16 protein-coding genes and 2 pseudogenes are annotated in these 20,955 nt (G+C 44.5%); 9 read left to right on the top strand and 9 right to left on the bottom strand.

The window, feature by feature from the left end; genetic code table 11:
- Positions 1–228 precede the first annotated feature (228 nt).
- Both PT300_09945 and PT300_09940 read right to left on the bottom strand, forming a co-directional pair.
- A pseudogene (locus PT300_09945) lies at positions 229–1,266 on the bottom strand (IS630 family transposase).
- A gap of 156 nt (positions 1,267–1,422) precedes the next feature.
- Positions 1,423–1,995: a VOC family protein gene (locus tag PT300_09940; protein MDF7680882.1), complete on the bottom strand. Its 573-nt coding sequence runs from the start codon at positions 1,993–1,995 to the stop codon at positions 1,423–1,425.
- 235 nt (positions 1,996–2,230) lie between these two features.
- Here PT300_09940 and argS point away from each other — a divergent pair, with 235 nt between their 5' ends.
- The 6 genes and pseudogenes from argS to ansP all read left to right on the top strand — a co-directional run bounded on the left by argS (position 2,231) and on the right by ansP (position 10,700).
- Entirely contained in the window at positions 2,231–3,964 is a 1,734-nt protein-coding gene (argS, locus tag PT300_09935; GenBank protein MDF7680881.1) for an arginine--tRNA ligase, read from the top strand.
- Between the two features lie 145 nt (positions 3,965–4,109).
- Positions 4,110–4,532: a universal stress protein UspC gene (gene uspC, locus PT300_09930; GenBank protein MDF7680880.1), complete on the top strand. Its 423-nt coding sequence runs from the start codon at positions 4,110–4,112 to the stop codon at positions 4,530–4,532.
- A gap of 394 nt (positions 4,533–4,926) precedes the next feature.
- Entirely contained in the window at positions 4,927–5,424 is a 498-nt protein-coding gene (ftnA, locus tag PT300_09925) for a non-heme ferritin (protein ID MDF7680879.1), read from the top strand.
- Positions 5,425–5,731: 307 nt separating this feature from the next.
- Positions 5,732–6,604 (top strand): annotated as a pseudogene (locus tag PT300_09920) (IS3 family transposase).
- 196 nt (positions 6,605–6,800) lie between these two features.
- Positions 6,801–8,978 (top strand): catalase/peroxidase HPI, encoded by a 2,178-nt coding sequence (gene katG, locus PT300_09915; GenBank protein ID MDF7680878.1) that lies wholly within the window; start codon positions 6,801–6,803, stop codon positions 8,976–8,978.
- Positions 8,979–9,251: 273 nt separating this feature from the next.
- Positions 9,252–10,700 (top strand): L-asparagine permease, encoded by a 1,449-nt coding sequence (gene ansP, locus PT300_09910; GenBank protein ID MDF7680877.1) that lies wholly within the window; start codon positions 9,252–9,254, stop codon positions 10,698–10,700.
- A 100-nt stretch (positions 10,701–10,800) separates the two neighbouring features.
- On the opposite strand, the gene PT300_09905 is transcribed toward ansP, so the two are convergent.
- Positions 10,801–11,871 carry a YncE family protein gene (locus PT300_09905; protein MDF7680876.1) on the bottom strand — a complete coding sequence of 357 codons (1,071 nt, stop codon included), beginning with the start codon at positions 11,869–11,871 and terminating at the stop codon, positions 10,801–10,803.
- A 404-nt stretch (positions 11,872–12,275) separates the two neighbouring features.
- Here PT300_09905 and PT300_09900 point away from each other — a divergent pair, with 404 nt between their 5' ends.
- From PT300_09900 to PT300_09890, 3 genes are all read left to right on the top strand, one after another.
- Complete coding sequence (locus PT300_09900; GenBank protein MDF7680875.1) at positions 12,276–12,794, top strand: GNAT family N-acetyltransferase; 519 nt, start codon at positions 12,276–12,278, stop codon at positions 12,792–12,794.
- Positions 12,791–13,240 carry a DMT family transporter gene (locus PT300_09895; protein MDF7680874.1) on the top strand — a complete coding sequence of 150 codons (450 nt, stop codon included), beginning with the start codon at positions 12,791–12,793 and terminating at the stop codon, positions 13,238–13,240. Before PT300_09900 ends, PT300_09895 begins: the two co-directional genes overlap by 4 nt.
- 178 nt (positions 13,241–13,418) lie before the next feature.
- Positions 13,419–14,588 (top strand): sugar transporter, encoded by a 1,170-nt coding sequence (locus tag PT300_09890; GenBank protein ID MDF7680873.1) that lies wholly within the window; start codon positions 13,419–13,421, stop codon positions 14,586–14,588.
- 29 nt (positions 14,589–14,617) lie between these two features.
- On the opposite strand, the gene PT300_09885 is transcribed toward PT300_09890, so the two are convergent.
- From PT300_09885 to PT300_09860, 6 genes are all read right to left on the bottom strand, one after another.
- Positions 14,618–15,280 carry a lytic transglycosylase domain-containing protein gene (locus tag PT300_09885; protein MDF7680872.1) on the bottom strand — a complete coding sequence of 221 codons (663 nt, stop codon included), beginning with the start codon at positions 15,278–15,280 and terminating at the stop codon, positions 14,618–14,620.
- 822 nt (positions 15,281–16,102) lie between these two features.
- A complete protein-coding gene (locus PT300_09880; GenBank protein ID MDF7680871.1) occupies positions 16,103–17,899 on the bottom strand; it encodes a Tad domain-containing protein in 1,797 nt (598 codons plus the stop codon).
- A gap of 1,074 nt (positions 17,900–18,973) precedes the next feature.
- Complete coding sequence (gene tadF / locus PT300_09875) at positions 18,974–19,558, bottom strand: tight adherence pilus pseudopilin TadF (GenBank protein MDF7680870.1); 585 nt, start codon at positions 19,556–19,558, stop codon at positions 18,974–18,976.
- A complete protein-coding gene (locus PT300_09870; protein MDF7680869.1) occupies positions 19,551–20,060 on the bottom strand; it encodes a pilus assembly protein in 510 nt (169 codons plus the stop codon). Before PT300_09870 ends, tadF begins: the two co-directional genes overlap by 8 nt.
- 15 nt (positions 20,061–20,075) lie before the next feature.
- Positions 20,076–20,504, bottom strand: a complete 429-nt coding sequence (locus PT300_09865) for a prepilin peptidase (protein ID MDF7680868.1) — start codon at positions 20,502–20,504, stop codon at positions 20,076–20,078.
- 95 nt (positions 20,505–20,599) lie between these two features.
- Positions 20,600–20,953, bottom strand: coding sequence for a hypothetical protein (locus tag PT300_09860; protein MDF7680867.1), 354 nt, complete (start codon positions 20,951–20,953; stop codon positions 20,600–20,602).
- Between the last annotated feature and the right edge of the window lie 2 nt (positions 20,954–20,955).

Here is a 20,955-nt window from a genome sequence, read left to right as displayed (position 1 = left end):
TGATATCGACAGAGCAAGACGGTAGTCGCTTTTCTCCCCGCCTGAAGAAACTTCACCACATTTGTGACTCTTATTCCTGTACCCGTCATGGTAATTGGAGTATCACTGGCAGTAATAAGTTCCGTAATTAATGCAAGTCCTTTTTCTGCTGACCGGATGCTGCTATTCGTGCCATACCGATGGCAATCCGTGAAGAGCCCTCTTCCTGGCACTAAATAACTTCTCATATTAACGCTCCACTTTCGCCAGCCCCAGACAGCTACCGGGAAATGGGGAGGCAACTTTCATAAACTGCTTTACCTGTTTCAGTAGTTGCCACATGTACCGGCACGAATGATTCCGTGTGACCGTTTCATGTAAGGACAGCCACAACCGTTCTACTGGATTCAGCCATGGTAAATATACCGGCAGGAACAACACCCTGAATTTTTTATTCCCGTCCAGCCAGTGCTCCACTTTCCGGCTTTTATGAATAACGTAGTTATCTGCTATCACCGTGATGGTCTTTGCCCGACGGTATGTGCGGCGGAGTGTTTCCAGCAAACGGATAAATAAATCAGAGTTCTTATTGCTGCCACTGACGTAATGAACTTTTCCTGTATCTGCATGCAGCGCCCCGGCCAGGTAATGCTTCTGATTCTGTCCCGGCGTGGCAACTCGTTTCTGTTGTCCTCTGAGCATCCAGTCAGCGCCGATTTTTGGGTTCAGGTCAATATCAACTTCATCCTGATAAAACACCGGATTTTCTGCCTGATCCTGAGCCAGAGCCTGCTCTATAGCGGACTGTTTTTCATCATAATGCGGGTCTCTGATTTTCAGCGTGGGCGCTGCTCTTCTCCAGACTATTCCCGCCTGTTTCAGGTAGCGGTGCAGCGTTGAACGATGAAGCGTTATATTAAAAACCTGGTTGACGATACGGGCCAGCAATTCTGTACTCCACCGTGAACGTAACCAGCCATAATCTTTCGGGGTACGCTGAATCAGCAATGGCAGAACCCGTAAGATATCGGTAACAGGCCAGTGCTGCTCTCGTCCGGGTCTGAGGCTTCTGAGGCCTTCAGTACCCTATAACGTGAACCCGTTTATCCAGCGGCCCACAGATGAACGGGCGGCACAGAGCAGCCGGGCGACATCGGTAACAGTCATTCCCTGATGCAACATAAGCATAGCGATTATCCGCCGTGCATCGTTTTTATCGCGAGTCTGCTGTGCTTCTTTACGCATAAAACGTCGTTCTTCAGGAGAAATAGCTGCTATGATCGGCATCGCTCAGTCCGGTTTGTGATTTGTGATGTCTGGCGATTGATCAGATCGCAAAATCCGGGCTGAGTTCCCTCAAAGTGATCTATTATTTTGCGAAGTTATTTAGTCAGGCGACTCAGGCGACAGTAACAGATTTCAAATCATGCGATGCCTTTTTATTTATTCTTCCGCAGGTTGCTCACTGGTAACAATTTGCATCAGTGACCAGGGATGAAATTTAATCGTTACATCGCCATTGGTCACTGCCAGTGTCGGATTGGCAAGGCTTTCGTTCTCAGCCCGCGGCATACTGGTTTTTATGTTAATTCCCGGTTGTTTCAGACCTTCATCCGCGAGCAACGCCAGCGCTCGCGCACTCAGTAAATCAGGCTCTCCAGGTAGCACAATTTCTATATGTTCCCAGCCTTCATGGGGATAGTGTTTTTCGCCAGGCCACGGTAATTCAACGATATAAAAACGCCAGTGTGCAACACAGATGGGTTTGTTAAGAATAAATAAGCAGATCGGACGACCATTGATGGTTTTTTCCGCAAGCAGCATACCACACTGTTCGAATCCCCGCCGCCAGCGTTCTGCGGTACTGATCTGGTGACAGCGAAGCGATATATGATCGGCATCAAGCGGCGCAATATTGAGCCCCACTCCCCCGGCGAGATCGTTTAGCGCTTTGCTAAAACGCGGCAAATCCGCGGCAATGTCATACAGTTCATCAATTTGCTGCCAATTTGCCATGTTTAACCTCAAACCAATAATATAAGGAATATTAATTTATCGCTTTTATCCACGATAACCAACAGCCGATCAAGGTCGACTTGAGTGTAATGATATTTACGCCAGGTCGCTTGTTCAATAACATGAGTAATACTGACGCCGGAAAGCAAATACAGTATACTCCGGGCAAACACTATCTCTCTTTCTGCGTCACTCTCTTTGCCGGGTGGTCGCATTTTCAATGTAAGGTATTTTGGTGAATATTCAGGCTCTTCTCTCAGAAAAAGTCAGCCAGGCACTGATTGCGGCAGGTGCGCCTGCCGATTGCGAACCTCAGGTGCGTCAGTCAGCAAAAGTCCAGTTCGGTGATTATCAGGCCAATGGGGTGATGGCCGTGGCGAAAAAACTGGCAATGGCACCACGGCAGTTTGCTGAGCAGGTATTATCTCATCTCGATCTTACGGGTATCGCAACGCGGGTAGAAATTGCCGGACCGGGTTTTATTAACATTTTTCTTGATCCCCAGTTTTTAGCCAAAAACATTAATGATGCACTGCAGTCTGAACGCCTTGGCGTCACTTCGCCCTCCCCACAAACTATCGTGGTTGATTACTCTGCGCCCAATGTCGCGAAGGAAATGCATGTCGGCCATCTGCGTTCCACTATCATTGGTGATGCTGCTGTACGTACTCTTGAGTTTCTTGGTCATAAAGTTATCCGCGCTAACCATGTTGGTGACTGGGGAACGCAATTCGGGATGCTGATCGCCTATCTGGAAAAACAGCAACAAGAGAATGCCGATGATATGGCGCTGGCAGATCTGGAAAGTTTTTATCGTGCGGCAAAGAAACACTACGATGAAGATGACGCTTTTGCCGAACGTGCCCGGAGCTACGTCGTCAAACTACAAAGTGGTGATGAATATTGCCGTCAAATGTGGCGTAAGCTTATCGATATTACCATGTCACAAAATCAGGCCACTTATAACCGTCTGAATGTCACTCTCACGCGCGATGATGTCATGGGAGAGAGCCTGTATAACCCCATGCTCGCTGAGATCGTCGCTGATCTGAAAAGCAAAGGTCTGGCTGTCGAGAGTGAAGGGGCAACCGTGGTGTTCCTCGATGAGTACAAAAATAAAGAAGGGGAAGCGATGGGGGTCATCATCCAGAAAAAGGATGGCGGCTATCTTTACACCACGACAGATATCGCCTGTGCGAAATATCGTTATGAAACCCTGCATGCTGACCGCATTCTTTATTATACCGACTCCCGTCAACATCAGCATTTGATGCAGGCATGGGCGATTGTGCGTAAAGCGGGCTACGTACCTGAGTTTGTATCGCTGGAACATCATATGTTCGGTATGATGCTCGGTAAAGATGGTAAGCCCTTTAAAACCCGCGCTGGCGGTACGGTAAAACTGACTGAACTGCTGGATGAGACCCTTGAGCGCGCACGTCGGCTGGTCGCAGCGAAAAACCCGGAGATGGCCGCCGATGAGCTGGAAAAACTGGCTAATGCGGTGGGTATTGGGGCGGTGAAATATGCCGATCTGTCGAAAAATCGTACTACCGATTATATCTTCGACTGGGATAATATGCTGACATTTGAGGGCAATACAGCTCCTTATATGCAATATGCTTATACCCGTGTGTTATCGATATTCCGCAAAGCCGATGTGGATGAAACCATCCTGAACACAGCGCCAGTGCTGATAACGGAAGATCGTGAAATGCAGCTTGCTGTACGTTTGCTACAATTTGAAGAAACCCTGACACTTGTTGCTCGTGAAGGAACACCTCATGTTATGTGTTCTTATTTGTATGATCTGGCTGGGTTATTCTCCGGATTTTACGAACACTGCCCCATTCTTACTGCGGAAAGTGAGGATATACGTAACAGCCGTCTGAAACTGGCACAGCTGACCGCTAGAACACTGAAATTGGGTCTTGATACCCTGGGTATTGAAACGGTCGAGCGCATGTAAAACCGACCGCTTCACCCCGGCGACAGAGTGCTAACAGGCCGGGGTGAGTCGCTCGCCAGAAAAGGACACCGGATAGCTGGCAAGACGCGGTGGTTGTGTGGTAGCGTAAAATTCAACGTCATGAGATATCACTTGAGGAGCTATGATGCCTTACTCACACCTGCTGGTTACCGTTGCCCCGACGCTGGAAAGCAGTCTGCTGGTCAGTAAAGCTGTCTCTATCGCACGACCTTATGCCGCCAGAATAAGCCTGATAACACTCAATACTGACCCTGAGTTATATAATCAGTTCGCCGCGCCGATGCTGGACAATCTGCGCGATTTAATGCAGGAAGAAACCCACCATTTCCTTTGCCGACTAGTGGAAGAGGCAAAGTATCCGATCGATAACGCGATCATTGCCAGTGGTGATCTCTGCGATTCTGTTAAAGACTTCTGCCTGCAGCAGCAGGTTGATCTGGTTGTTTGTGGCAATCATAATCACAGCCTGTTTTCCCGGGCCACGAGCGCGGCAAAAAGCATTGTCAGTCACTGTGGGGTCGATGTTTTGCTGGTTTCCCTCGAGTAAAACCAGCGGTTTTGTCCCGCATTGTGACGGTCTATAACCGCGTTTCGAGCCTGCTCTTTTATGTGCTGTTTTTCTCACAGCTGACCTGCCGAATTTTCACCCACGTTATGGATATTTCGCTTTCCCGCATTATTTATCAGCAATGAATTCTGGCGGTTCAGGCGCTTTATTTTCTGTGATCATCGGTATGATTTCTACCGGTTAACTATTTTCCATTGCCAGACTGAATTTTTTACTGATCATAATTGATTACTCTTATTACAATTGCCAATGCTTTTTATTCCTATTTACATTTCTGATATTTATTTTATGCTCTGAGTTATTTTGCAAATAAGCTAATAACAATTTATAATGCTGCGGAAAACTTTGTGACATTTATTTAGGGAGTAAATATATGCTAAAAGCAGAAATGATCGACAAATTAAATGAACAAATGAATCTTGAGCTTTATTCATCCCTGCTTTATCAACAAATGAGTGCGTGGTGTCATTACCATAGTTTCGAAGGGGCGGCCGCTTTTCTTCGTCGCCATGCGCAAGAAGAGATGAGCCATATGCAGCGCCTGTTTGACTATCTCATTGATACCGGTAACCTGCCACGGATTAATACGGTCCCCTCGCCTTTTGCTGAATATGCATCACTGGATGAACTCTTCCGGATCACCTATGATCATGAATTATTAATTTCACAGAAAATTAATGAGCTGGCTCACGCAGCGATGTCAAATCAGGACTACCCCAGTTTTAATTTTCTGCAATGGTATGTCGCAGAACAACATGAAGAAGAGAAACTGTTTAAATCCATTATTGATAAACTGAAGCTGGTCGGTAAAAGTGGCGAAGGGCTCTATTTTATTGATAAAGAACTGGCGACACTGGATACTCAAGACTAATCACCTGTCCCATCAGGCTATTTTACCTGCCATTTTGTTCCCCGGCAGCGCCTGAAATTTTCAGATACTACCTTCTCCGCGCTGTCCGTCTCCAGACGGTCAGCGCCGACAACATCTCATGGAATGGACGCTAAGAGAGAGAAAAATGCCGTTATTTCTTCCTTTGTCAGCCACCATTGCAACCTAATAATAGAATTATTGTGCTTTGCAAATAGCCCTCAGTGTCAGGATAGTTGTCACCTCCTCTGAAAAATCAGTCTGAGGGCATGGAGAAGATGGCAAAAAAGTCCGGAAGATGGCCGTCTGACCGGTACCGGTTAACCGCCTGAGTCCTGAGGAAGAGCAGCAGATACGGGAGATATGTCATCAGCCTGAATATGCCAGTCTGCCGCCGTCGCAAATCGTGCCGCGTCTGGCAGACAAAGGCGTTTATCTGGCGAGTGAATCGACCTTTTACCGCATACTGCGTCGTTCCGGCGAGGTTCACCGGCGGGGACGTCAGGCCCGGCGGCAGAAGGTGGCCGCCCCGACGACCTTTACGGCGACAGGTCCCTGCCAGGTGTGGACATGGGACATCACCTGGCTGCCCTCTGTGGTGAGTGGCCGCTGGTATTATCTGTATCTGATAACCGACCTGTACAGCCGAAAAATCACGGGTTACGAAGTGCATGAGACAGAAAGCGGTGAACAGGCAGCCGCCCTGATGCAGCGCAGTGTGATGCGGGAAGGCTGCTGGCGACAGCCGCTGGTCCTGCACGCCGATAACGGTCCGGCGATGAAATCGCAGACGCTGCAGGTGAAACTGCATGAGCTGAATATCACGCCATCCCACAGTCGGCCACGGGTGAGTAATGATAATGCGTATGTGGAATCGCTGTTCCGGACGCTGAAGTATGTGCCGCAGTGGCCATCATCGGGGTTCAGGACGCTGGAGGATGCCCGTACCTGGGTGGAGAAATTTACCCGGTGGTATAACGAAGAGCACCGTCACAGTGGAATACGCTATGTCACGCCAGCAGAACGGCATCGTGGTGAAGACAGGGCCCTGCTGAAACAGCGTGATGAACTGTATCGTCAGGCACAGAAAGCGCATCCGGAGCGCGGGTCAGGGAGGACAAGAAACTGGCAGCCGGAGGGCTCGGTAACATTAAATCCGGAACGGGAAAAACAGGCAGTTTAAATTAAACAGGGGTGACAACTGTCTTGACACTTACCGATAACGGCCTGATTTATCAATTATCAGTCATCCGGCACAAGGCGATCTTTTTGGCAGAATGGAAGATTATGACTATTGATTCTGTAGATTTATACGAATATTTATCACAAAAAACAGTGGATATGATAGTGACATTCACACCAACAAGCGGAGTTTTGATATGAGCATGCATGACGATTCATCAAATCCCTCTTCGACCGGAAAATGCCCTTTTCATACGGCGAAGCCAACCCAAAGCGCAGGTAGCGGTACAACTAATCGTGACTGGTGGCCCAATCAGCTCCGTGTCGATCTGCTCAACCAGCACTCCAGTCGCTCCAATCCACTCGGCGAACAATTTAACTATCGTGAAGCGTTTAAAACGCTCGATTATGCGGCACTGAAAGCGGATCTGAAAGCCTTGCTGACTGATTCACAAGAGTGGTGGCCAGCAGACTGGGGAAGTTACATTGGCTTGTTTATTCGTATGGCCTGGCATGGGGCCGGAACCTACCGTACGGTCGATGGCCGGGGCGGTGCCGGACGTGGTCAGCAACGTTTTGCCCCATTGAACTCATGGCCAGATAATGTGAGTCTGGATAAAGCCCGTCGTTTACTGTGGCCGATAAAACAAAAATATGGGCAGAAAATTTCATGGGCAGATCTGTATATGCTGGCCGGAAATGTTGCTCTCGAAAATGCCGGTTTCCGGACTTTTGGTTTTGCTGCCGGACGAGAAGATGTCTGGGAGCCTGATCTGGACGTTGACTGGGGGAATGAAAAAACCTGGCTTGAACATCGCCATCCAGAGAGCCTGGCCTATCAGGCCATGGGGGCGACCGAAATGGGGCTGATCTATGTCAACCCGGAAGGCCCTAATTCCTGTGGCGAGCCCCTCTCTGCCGCAGCGGCCATACGTGCCACATTTGGCAATATGGCCATGAATGATGAAGAAATCGTTGCGCTCATCGCGGGGGGCCATACATTAGGGAAGACACACGGCGCAGCACCCGCCAGCCACGTTGGCCCGGAGCCCGAAGCCGCGCCACTGGAAGCGCAAGGTCTCGGCTGGGCAAATGATTATGCCAGTGGTTCAGGCCATGATGCCATCACGTCAGGGCTGGAAGTGGTCTGGTCACAAACACCAACACAATGGAGTAATAATTTCTTTGAGAACCTGTTTAAGTATGAGTGGGTTCAGACACGGAGTCCTGCTGGTGCCATTCAGTTCGAAGCCAAAGATGCCCCTGATTTGATTCCTGATCCTTTCGATCCTGAGAAAAAACGCAAACCCACCATGTTAGTGACAGATCTGACACTACGGCTGGACCCTGAATTTAATAAAATTTCCCGCCATTTTCTTAATGATCCGCAGGCTTTCAATGAAGCCTTTGCCCGCGCGTGGTTCAAATTAATCCACCGTGATATGGGGCCGAAATCCCGTTATCTTGGCCCGGAAGTGCCAAAAGAAGATCTGCTCTGGCAGGACCCTTTACCTCCTGCCATCCATCATCCCGACGCAGATGATATTGCAGCACTGAAACGCGCGATCGCTGATGCAGGCCTTTCTGTCAGTGAACTGGTCTCCGTTGCGTGGGCTTCAGCTTCCACCTTCCGTGGCGGTGATAAACGTGGTGGCGCAAATGGTGCACGCCTGGCGCTGGCACCACAAAAAGAGTGGCCAGTCAATGCCATTGCTGCCAGGGTACTACCCGCTTTGCAGGCTATACAGCGCGCGTCAGGTAAAGCGTCGCTGGCTGATATTATTGTTCTCGCTGGGGCAGTCGGTATTGAGCAGGCAGCAGCAGCAGCCGGGGTACCGGTGAGTGTTCCTTTCGTTGCCGGCCGCGTTGATGCTCGTCAGGATCAGACCGATGTCCATTCGTTCAATAACCTTGAGCCAATGGCCGATGGCTTCCGTAACTATCGTCGCATTGCCGGTGGTATTACAACAGAAACATTGTTGATTGATAAAGCCCAGCAACTGACACTGACCGCACCAGAAATGACTGTATTGATCGGCGGCCTACGGGTTCTGGGTGCTAACTATGATGGCAGTCAGCATGGCGTATTCACCGATCGTGTAGGCGTTCTGAGTAATGATTTCTTCGTTAACTTACTGAGTATGGATACCGTATGGCAGGCGACTGATGAGCACAAAGAGCTGTTTGAAGGGCGGGATCGAAAAAGTGGTGAGTTAAAATATACCGCAACCCGCGTTGACCTGGTGTTCGGCTCCAATTCAGTTCTGCGCGCTCTGGCAGAAGTGTATGCCTGTCAGGATGCAAAACAGAAGATAGTGCATGATTTTGTTGCCGCCTGGACAAAAGTTATGAATCTTGATCGCTACGATCTGTAATGTCTGCTCCCGGTGGTTATGATGATCACCGGGAATTTATCCACTTTGACAATATAATATGAAGCTTTAGCATCCTGTGTAGTCATGCCCGCTGAATGGCGCTTCCTTCCTGCAATCCCTTTATTATAAAGCCATTGATATTTAAATAAGCCTCATGCATAAATGTCAGGTACAGGTGATACAACCTATTGCACCCTGCCCGGCTTATCTCTGACATCAGAGAGCAGTGAGATCAACAGCTGGCAGATATTGACTGGAAAACAGGTGGCCTTAATGAATACAAATGAAAATACCACAGCAGAACATCATGCTGCGAAGCGGCGCTGGCTTAACTCTCAGGAATCCGGTTACCACAAGGCGATGGGAAACCGTCAGATGCAGATGATTGCTATTGGTGGTGCTATTGGTACAGGTCTGTTTCTTGGTGCGGGTACGCGATTACAGATAGCCGGGCCATCACTGGCTCTGGTTTATCTGGTCTGCGGCATTTTCTCCTTTTTTATTTTACGTGCTCTTGGCGAACTGGTATTACATCGTCCCTCCAGCGGTAGCTTCGTCTCCTATGCACGTGAGTTTTTAGGTGAAAAAGCCGCTTATGTTGCGGGCTGGATGTATTTTATCAATTGGGCAACGACCGGTATTGTCGATATCACGGCCGTGGCTTTGTATATGCAGTACTGGGGCGCTTTCGGCGATATTCCCCAGTGGGTGTTTGCCTTCGCCGCACTGGCGATTGTCGGCACCATGAACATGATTGGCGTGAAATGGTTCGCTGAAATGGAATTCTGGTTTGCCTTAATTAAGGTACTGGCGATCGTTATCTTTATGCTTGTCGGCGTGCTATTCCTTGGCAGTGGTAAGCCACTGGACGGTAATGATACCGGCTTACATCTGATTATTGATAACGGTGGTCTGTTCCCGCATGGATTGATCGCCGCACTGGTACTTATTCAAGGGGTAGTGTTCGCCTTTGCTTCTATCGAATTTATTGGTACCGCTGCCGGTGAATGTAAAGATCCGCAGAAAATCGTGCCGCGTGCGATCAACAGTGTTATCTGGCGTATTGGTCTGTTTTATGTCGGCTCTGTTTTGTTACTGGTTCTGTTACTACCGTGGAATGCTTATCAAGCCGGGCAAAGTCCCTTTGTGACTTTTTTTTCAAAACTTGGCGTACCTTATATGGATAGCGTGATGAATATTGTGGTGTTAACTGCCGCGCTCTCCAGTCTGAATTCGGGTCTGTACTGCACAGGACGTATCCTGCGTTCAATGTCAATGGGCGGATCGGCACCCGCGTTTATGTCAAAGATGAGCCGCCATCATGTGCCCTATGCCGGAATTATCGCCACGCTGGCGGTATACGTTGTCGGGGTGTTTCTGAATTACCTGGTACCGAAACAGGTTTTTGAAATCGTCCTTAATTTTGCCTCACTGGGAATTATTGCCTCCTGGGGTTTTATCGTAGTCTGTCAGATGCGGCTACGTCAGGCCATTAAAGAAGGAAAAGTGGCTGATGTCAGTTTTAAGATGCCGGGCGCCCCTTTCACCGCGTGGCTGACACTGCTGTTTTTGCTTAGCGTGCTGGTGCTGATGGCCTGGGATTTCCCGAATGGCACGTATACTATCGCGTCTATTCCGTTACTTGCCGTGCTGCTATACGCAGGCTGGTTTGGTGTCCGTAAGCGTGTCACGGAAATACACCGCTCTTCACCCGACGCATAATTTCAAGACATCCGATCAACAAGCCGGAGGAAAAGTATCATTTTCCTCCGGCTTTATGAAAAGTTAACCAATTAGCTGTTTTACAACCGCCTTTGACGACTTATAGCGCAATACGGATAACGTCATCGGGTTGAGTTGCTTCTTGCTCCATTGAGGATGCCTGTTTTATCGTCACATACAGTGTATTGCCATCAGCGGAAAGTGCCAGGCTATTCGGGTGAGTCGGCGTTTTTAATGTTTTTATTACCTGCAAGGTTTGGCCATCAATCACGCTCACTTCCCCTGTCTGACGATGTGTGACATAAATTTGATTATGCACTGGGTTAAATAACACCGCCAGCGATTCGGGGACAGCAATTTTATGCAAAATTTTATTATCGCGAAGATCGATAACCAGCATCTCCGGCTGTTGACTGTCTGTAATAAAAGCACGGTGCTTAGCTGTATCGAGGCTCAGATTAAGATAGAAATGCTCTTTATCATCATCCTGTAGCTTCTTACGACTCAACACTTTGTGGTTCTCACTATCAATCGTCACCAGTTCACCAGCAAAATTGGTGCTATACAGGCGCTTCGCATTAACATCGATCGCCATGCCCGTCGCGATTAACCCCACACCAGTAATCGTGTTTTTCAGCCTGAGCTTTTCACCGTCAACGACCCAGATCACGCTTTCTTCACCACTACCGGAAATTCCGGCGATATATAGGGTATTCGTTTTTTCATTGACCACCAGCTCACGTGGTGCCAGCGGATGGACCGTTTCACTGCGCTTACGCTTATCAAGTATCAGATGACCTGTTACGTTACCCGTTTTCGCGTCAATTGCTGTTACTGCACTACTGGTAGTATTACTAAACCATAGCGTTTGCGTGGCATTGTTGATGGCTGCGCCATAAGGTTTGAGATCATTATGGATAATCTGTGTGATCGCCAGTGTGGCTGGGTCAAGACGATACACAATCCCCCCTTTGTCCAGCAAACGACTTTGTGCTGTTGCGACCCACAGTGCATTTTCCTGCTGGCTGTAAGCCATTTCGAATGCATTCATCCCCACCGCTTTACGCAACATTTCATCCGACGCATAGCTATTGAAACTGCCTGACAGTAACAAAATACTAACTAACAGTAATCGATACCGACAGGATGCGTACACATAACGTAATGACATAGCAATTCCCCTGAATAATTATCTTGATTTAGAGCCTATCCCACCAGGCGTTATTGACGCAGCCAGTCTGGACACGGACAGTGCGGAGAAACCGCAGCGTACAGGTCGTACGTGAGGATTTCGAGCACTGCCCAGGGCCAAAATGGCAAGTAAAATAGCCTAATGGGATAGGCTCTTATTTTTACCTGACATCGCCTGCACGACATACAGTGATGTTCGCGCAACGCGAATGAGAATAATAATTATTATTTTGTATAAAAGAGAGTCTTTTTTTGGTCATTGCGAGCAGAAAATGCGATTGTCATACCATCCTGTCATTCTGCCCTTAATGAAAGGTCGATTGCTTTAGCCTGGCGACTCGATTATTGTCATAACACTATGTTGTGCAACATTGAGATTTGCTTATGTCAATTCGTTATGCCTGCAAAGAAGACTGTGCAACTATTGCTGAAATTTACAATCATGCCGTGTTACATACTGCCACTCTCTGGAGTGAGATAACTGTTGACAGCGAAAACCGCATCGCGTGGCTTGAAGCACGTCAGCAAGCTGGTTTTCCTGTGCTGGTCAGTGAACAAAACGGCGTCGTCACTGGTTACGCCTCATTTGGCCCCTGGCGTGCATTTGATGGCTTTCGTCATACCGTGGAGCATTCTGTTTATGTGCATCCCGATTTCCAGGGCAAAGGCACGGGACGCGCTTTACTGATGGCGCTTATTGACGAGGCGCGTCAACAAAATAAGCATGTTATGGTTGCCGCTATCGAAGCACAAAATCACGCATCTTTACATCTGCATCAGACACTGGGGTTTGTGGTTAGCGGGCAAATGTCGCAGGTGGGGACTAAGTTTGGCCGCTGGCTCGATTTGACCTTTATGCAACGACGACTTGATCATTATCCCTCGCCGGATGCTGTTGTATGAATCAACCACTGACATTGATTTGCCTTATTGCCGCTGGAGTGGGACTGGTAATACAAAACATGCTGATGGTGCGCATTACGCAGTCTGCATCAACGATACTGATCGCTATGCTGCTTAACTCGTTAGTCGGTATAGTGATTTTTATTACTTTCTTATTAGTGTACCGTGGTATCGCCGGGATTCAGGAACTGGCAGACCATATCAAATGGTGGACGTTACTTCCGGGTTTACTGGGTTCTTTTTTTGTCTTTGCCAGTATTAGCGGCTATCAGAATATGGGTGCCGCAACGACCATTGCTTTATTGATTGCCAGTCAGCTTATCGGTGGTCTGGCGATAGATTTAGTACGTGCGCATAATCTGTCGTGGCGGGAGCTGTCAGGGCCACTGTGTGGTGCAGTAATGCTGGTGGCAGGTGCCTGGCTGATCGCCAGACGCCATTTTTAGCCAACAAACAGGCCTGAAGATACGTCAAAGACATTTTCTGCTCCGCAAAGGGATCTGTTGCTGAATAACAAGCCTGTCTTTTCATGAAGTCATCACGATACGATTGCACTATGCTACTCTATACAACATTCTATGTCTCCAGACTTATTGACTATGCCACCCCCTCAGTTCAGGAGCGATAATGACAAATATGGTTTCACGACGGGTCGCCTGGTTGCGGGTGTTTACGCTTGCGGTCGCTGCGTTTATTTTTAATACCACTGAATTTGCACCGGTTGGTCTGTTATCTGATATCGCTGATAGCTTTGACATGAAAAGCGAACAGGTAGGTATCATGCTAACTATCTATGCGTGGGTCGTTGCTTTAATGTCTCTGCCACTCATGCTACTGACCAGTCACATAGAACGACGTCGTTTACTGATTGGTCTGTTTATCCTGTTTACGGCCAGCCATATATTATCGGTGTTCGCCTGGAACTTTCATGTCCTGGTTATTAGCCGTATCGGCATTGCCTTTGCTCATTCGGTCTTCTGGTCAATCACTGCCGCCCTGGCTATTCGTATGGCACCAGCGGGTAAACGTGCCCAGGCGCTGAGTTTTATCGCGACAGGAACAGCGCTGGCAATGGTGTTTGGCATTCCGATCGGGCGAGTCATCGGACAATATTTCGGCTGGCGAACTACCTTTCTGGTCATTGCTCTTGGCGCATTAATTACACTTATCTGCCTGCATAAACTGCTGCCTACACTACCAAGCGAGCATTCAGGATCATTAAAAAGTGTCCCCGTGTTATTTCACCGGCCTAATCTGCTGAGTATCTACCTGTTAACTGTCATCGTGGTGACGGCACATTATACGGCCTACAGCTATATCGAACCCTTTGTCCAGACGGTAGCTGATTTGAACAGCCATTTTGCTACCCTGCTACTGCTATTACTGGGTACTGCCGGGATTATCGGCAGTATTCTGTTCAGTAAATTAGGCAATCATCATGCTTCTGGATTAATAAATATCGCTATTGCGCTGTTATTGATCTGCTTGTTGCTGTTGTTATCAGCATCGCGGAACGCTGATCATCTGATGTACCTGAGTATCATATGGGGCATCGCGATTATGATTATTGGCCTGGGATTACAGGTCAAAGTCCTGGCACTGGCATCAGATGCTACCGATGTCGCGATGTCGATATACTCAGGGATTTTTAATATTGGTATTGGTGCAGGCGCATTACTAGGAAGTGAAATTAGTATTCATTTATCAATGGATTATATTGGATATGCTGGTGCGATCCCGGCATTTGTTGCGCTTATCTGGACCATATTTATCTCCCGTCGCTGGCCAGGTTAATCGCCAGATTAAAACGGAATAGCACTATTTTAGTCACCCCGCAGCGATCTCACGCCATTACTTACCGGGGCGCCAGAAATCCGGGATATTCTGGCCCCATCCTGTTGGGATGACCCGCCTTTAGCAGCAGAGCTGGCCGTCTTTGAGGAGGATCCAGGCGATTTTACTACCGGACGTGATACGCCATTTGGGATCACCTCAATAGGAACAGCGCCTCCTGCCGTAAGCATGGGCTTAACCGCCATAATACGATCCACATAGCTGGTCTGTGATGCGCCTTCCGGAACAAATCCACGACTAAAATTACCACTGTAGTAGCAGGAAAATGCTGCCAACTGTGCCTGTTCAGCATTAAACTTTGCTGAAGCACGTTGCAAACATTCATTAAAAATACCTGCAGCTGCACGAGCGTTATGACAAGGTTCGAAAACAGTTTCGTAATCAAGGCCATATTTAGCAAGATTATAGCGATTTACCTGGGCCAATCCCATTGAAAAATTCCAGCCTGCCTGATGCAATGATCGTGCTGTAGCAACAGCCTCTTCTTTATCGCGGGGTTGACGCACCAGACGCCCTCCTACCACACCAATCGCATAAGGATTAAATGAAGACTCTACCTTCATTAAACGCTCCAGCACTTGTGGTGCGACATCCGGTGCACATTGATTAGCTAAATTAGCCAGATCTAACATTTTTCTTCCTGCATTATATTTAGCGCCTGACTCATGAGAACGATTTTATCCACAGGCCAAACAGATAAAGCTACGACGTATGATAGGTCAGGCTTTTTATGATTATTCTTTTTTATAGATATATCCGTTAAAGTAACTTTCTTACGGATGATACAGTTAGTTATATTATCAGAATCCTTCCTGTTTGCTCTCCTGGAATAATCTTAACGAGGCGGGATATAACCCTGCATATCTGCACAACCTTCACGTTACAGACTATATTTTATGACCAGTAGAAGTGAAAAAGTTTGCTTCTTCCACATTCAAACTGACTATATCTGACATGGAAAATATCAATCTCCCTATTCTATTACAAATGTTATAACTCGTAAATAACGCCTTAACGGGATAAAGTAAATCATCAATGCACCATTCTAATTAATATACAATGATAATTTAGAGGCCATGCCACCAGGTGTTCCTGACACAGTCAGTCTGGACACGGACAGCGTAGGGAAACCGCAGTGTACAGGCAGAATGAGGGTTTCTGGCGCTACCCAGGAGCAAAATGGCAACTAAAATAGCCTAACAGGCAGGCTATTAATCTCCATATGAATTGACATCACTCTCCTTAAAAGCGTACTCAGCCAATTTCCCTTAAGTAAACTGGCTGAGTAGATACTGACATCAGAGAGTTACTGTTTACTCTTTCTGCATTTCACTAATCCTGCAATATTTTATTTCCTTCTTCACCAAATATTCCTTCACCGTTTCCATAACAAATAAATAACACATTAATAATAAGATATATAAATTAATTAAATTAAAAAAATAATAACCACATTATTCATCACCATTGATAAAATTGACAGTATATTTATTTTTGATTGCCAGTAACACATTAAGTAGATCCTGATAATTAGTCGCAAGGTAAGTATTTTCTCTACCTGTACATTTTTCACGCCATAATCTAAGAGCAGACTCTGTATCTTTATCATTCACAGTGAAAATAAAGAACATATCAACATCTTTAGTCGGTGTTCCTGCTGGATAATGTTTCAACCCTTCTTTTATTCTATTACAGAGATCATAATTAACAAACAATCTTTCAGTCAGGTTACCTACATTATTAACAACGTCTGAGTCAAGACCATCAGAGATAACAATTATTGCTTTGCGTGGATTTTTTCCTTTAGCAATAACAGGTAATGACCGTAATAATCCTAAACTAACAGCTGTAGCACCAACTGTTATCTGCATATCATTGATCTGATTAATAATATTACGATTATTTGTCAGTTCAATAAGATAAGAAGGTGGCATAGCAGACTTATCTTTTAAATAATTAATAGCCCCTGCTGTATCATGTATATACTCGCTAAGAGCACGACAATCATAAGTAAACGCTGACTTAGATGATGGAATATCAAGTAAATATTTAAAAGTCACAATCGAGCTATCTGAAAACATATCGTCGCCATTGACTAAGCCAGCAATATCCATCGATTCCATATTAAAAATTGACAGGTATTTCCATGCATTTTCCATAAAGTCTTTAGCAACAAATAAATTATTATCATACTCAGTTTTATGCTTGAACAGACTGGAGCGAGGATCAGCATCACAACTATATGGTGCAAGACCTACAGATGATCCCGATGAACTGTTTTTTACACACCATCCTCTATCAACCATCTGATCCAGAGTATATCCAGTCGCCGGACTGACAATATTTCTATAAAAACTATAAAGTTTATTATCATCATCATAGGTATAATATGTATTGGTATTAAGACGTGAAGAAGAGTCATATTTCTTATTATACCAAAAATCAAGATCTAAATTAGCATATTTTCTAACAAACTTACCGACATAAGAACAACCAAAGTTTTTTCCACCAGCGATACTCTCTCCAGGCAGAATCTCTATTACACCCGATGTAAAAGGAACAATACCAACAGTACTAGTATTAGTTCCCCCATTCTCATCAAAAATAGCTTTTATAAATTCTGTCGATACTTTTTTCAATAATTCAATACGGCTCAGTCCTGGTTGATCTGATGCCCATCTCATTGAACCTGAAAAATCAAGAACCATAACATAATCAGTTGGGTTACTTTTCTCTTCTATCGTTCGTCTTATTGTTCCGCCCGAGCCGTCAGAATTGATGTGCACGATTCTATCAAACCCCTTAGGTGGAGCAGCAAAATCCGCGTCAACATTCACATTATTATGCTCGCTAAGCATTGGCCGCATATTGATCTGACCTTGAGCCAGATAATCAACGGAAACAAGCTTACTATTATCGGTTTTACTATAATTATTTCTTACTTTTACTATCAGCTTATTATCATCAATCGTTGCCTCTGGCACATAGTAAGCAAGATAGTTATGGAGCAGGGCAATATTATCCCTGTAATCTTCCCTGCTAACATTACGATTATCCATCATTGCTATAGCTAATGCCCCTTGATTAGTCCCATCCACCAGACGAGCTTTGCTACTTTGAAAGCTTGCACCATCAAATGCAACAGAATAAAAAAGCAATAATGCAGGAAACATGATGGCAAACATGGCAGATACCCCACCATACTCCTGATATCTGGCAATGGTGATAAAATTATATTTTAGATCCTTCATTATCTTACCTCTTCTTTCTTGATAAATAAAAACATCCTGTTCCTGGCAATATATAATGTTGAAAATCTTAATTTTTCATTATGCTATTTCTTACTTCAGGTTTGCACCTTTATTCTATTAATAAATTTAATATAGTAATATAAATTCTGATGACAATGCGATATATGTATATTTTTTATTATTTATAATCATCTTTCATCATAATAACATGACTATAATTGATTAAACTATATTCATCTCACCATCAAAAAACTTTGATTTATGACATTAAATTGTCAAAAATTCCCGCATATAAAAATACTCACTTTGGCAAAATAACAGAAGGCATTTCCACATATTAAAGCTTATTCATTCTGCCTGAATAAAATGATGATATTATAAAAAAATTTTATTACAGAAATTAAAAGGCCAGACTATGAATCACATAATCAGGACTTTTTAAAATCTGTAATATATATAGTATATAACATATTTTCAGAAAATTCGTATTTTTTCTTATCAGAAAGAAAAGTATATGATGATAAAAGCTAATCTGTTTTTTGTTAATGATGGAATAATATATTTTAAAATCAGGATGTTACATTGACTGGTATATCGAGCTATATATAACAGAATACACATACCATCCTGGTGTCTGAAACCTTCAGGTGGCTAATGTACTTGTTTGATATTATTAATATTATTCGGCAGACTGAAGATTATTGACAGGATTGCCATTTCACGATCATCTATAAATCAAGTAGTTATAAAAACTTACTCAATATATCCTTTTCATAGTTTCTGAATCAGAAAAGGTAATAAAAGATCTTTAAGGGGATATATCATAAAAAATCCACTAATAGATATTTAAATATCCATTAGTGGATTGTCATATTTATAATATGTCAAGAAATACTATTCTAAAAATAACAACAACCTAACTCTGATAATACATTCATATGACTATCATGATTGGTTAAAAATCAATAAGATAACTATCCTCGTGAGTTATAATTATCCTGTTTTTCAAACTTCATAAATAACTTCACTATCAATTTTATTTACAAAAGATCCTGATTTTTATCAAAAAAATATTTACCGAGGAATAACAGCATTACTAATCACCAGATTACCAAGTGGTACCCCCATATTCCCTATCGCCCGCTGAAATGCACTCGTGCCTTCGGGAAGACAAATAGTTATCTGATAAACTGGCATCCAGCGTTTCCCGTCTTTATCCCACGGTGATAACCTCTGTACCGCATCACTATTTATCGCCGATTGACTATGGCAGCTTACACTACCAGAAGTGAACGACTGCGTTTCTTTCACTATCTTTTCATCCCCTGGCTGAAAGAAAATACCATCAACAGCTATGCCATAACTGGCTCCTGCAAGCCGGCTATCTTTAAATAATACACCAGCAATTTTATAGAGTTTATCAACATCCTGTTGCTCCAGGCTTTCTCTGTGTTGATAAAAAGCATTTCTTTCTCGTAGTACAAGCGCCAGTGAATTATTGACACGTTCAAGATAGCTCTTATTTAAAAAGATAGTACTAAAATCCATTAATAAAGTACAAAGAATAGCGAATATAAGGAAATAAAATGCAGCTTCTATTGCTACAGCCCCTCGCTGTGCATACAAAAAACATTTTAAATATTTTATTATTTTAGTCATTATTATCTCTCGCCAATTCATGTTCCTGAACTAATAAAATGCGACGATTCAGCATTTTATCGATAGACTGCTGAGGAAAGAAAAAGAATAATGGTTTATACTCAGCTTCCATATTATAGAATGCCAGTGGCTCTGAATTGCCTGCAACGCTACTCTGGCTACAGGAGTCATTAATAACGGCATCAATATCATTACACCACTGCAAAGAAACTTTAACATGTGTATCTCTTGATATAAGCGGCCAGCTTTTCATGCGTTTATCTATTTCACTATTGAAATAAGTTTGATATCTGTCTGGCACAGTGGTGACTGCTGCAACATTACCTGACTCAGCAATAATCAAATCAACCGCTGATGAAATAAACACAATACGACACAATTCAATAATAAAAAATATTGATAATAAAAATGGAATAAGCACCAGAGAAAATTCTACAGCCGCAGTTCCACGCTCAATATAAAATTGATGACGCAGAGTAGTTTTAAGTTTTTTCAATAACATAATTTTCACCAATTCTCACTGAATTATAGCCTGCAACCAATAGCCACAGCTAATAGCGAGTGCATAAGGTACTGTTGCAGAACGATGGCGGGCGAAAAAATAAAAATATAACAAACAAATAATGGACACAGGAATGCCAGCCAATGCAGTCAATAATAAAAAGTTTCCTGTTTCAGACACACTCAGACCAACCGCCAATGCGCAAATTAACTTAACATCACCAGCACCAATCACTCTTAACGTAGCAGCAATAAATCCAAGTATCAACATAGCACCAGGCAATATTAATGACACAGTGTGCATACGATAAAAGCCTGATACTATAGAGAGTAACAAAACGATAAGTGCTACTCGATTAGGTATCCGGCGATAACGAATATCCATATAACAGATATAGATAAGAATTATAGATATTCCAGCGGTCAATCCCCATCCAATTCCCACAATACCTCCACTCTCCCTGCATTATATAAAGCTTATTTTTTATTTTATTCATTTGACCCATACTGAGCCGGAATAAGTTCTATATCACTATTCTATTAACCATCACAATTAATATCTGATTGCAACCAGGAAAAGTAAGTATTTACATTTTCTATTATTTTTTCATCACGATCGTAAAGTACTGGTGCTAGTGCAATTGCATCGCAGATAATATCTGCAGCCGTTAATTCAACTGCTTGCATCAATAAGTGTGAAAAAATTTCATCTGCAATTTGAGTTTCTTGCTGTAAACCGGCAAACCGTGAGTGAAACGAATCACGATACCACTTCAAACGTTGCTGAATTAATTCACTTCTGTTATCCAGAACAGGTGAAACAGAAATAAATCCACAGATCATATCTGCGCTACATAATTTAACGGAAAGAGCAGTAACTAATGACTCATCCATAA

Source organism: Enterobacteriaceae bacterium ESL0689, from assembly GCA_029433525.1.
GTDB lineage: Bacteria > Pseudomonadota > Gammaproteobacteria > Enterobacterales > Enterobacteriaceae > JAQTIF01.
Note: the sequence above shows the minus strand (reverse complement) of the source record. Positions and strands in the feature narration are given on the sequence as shown.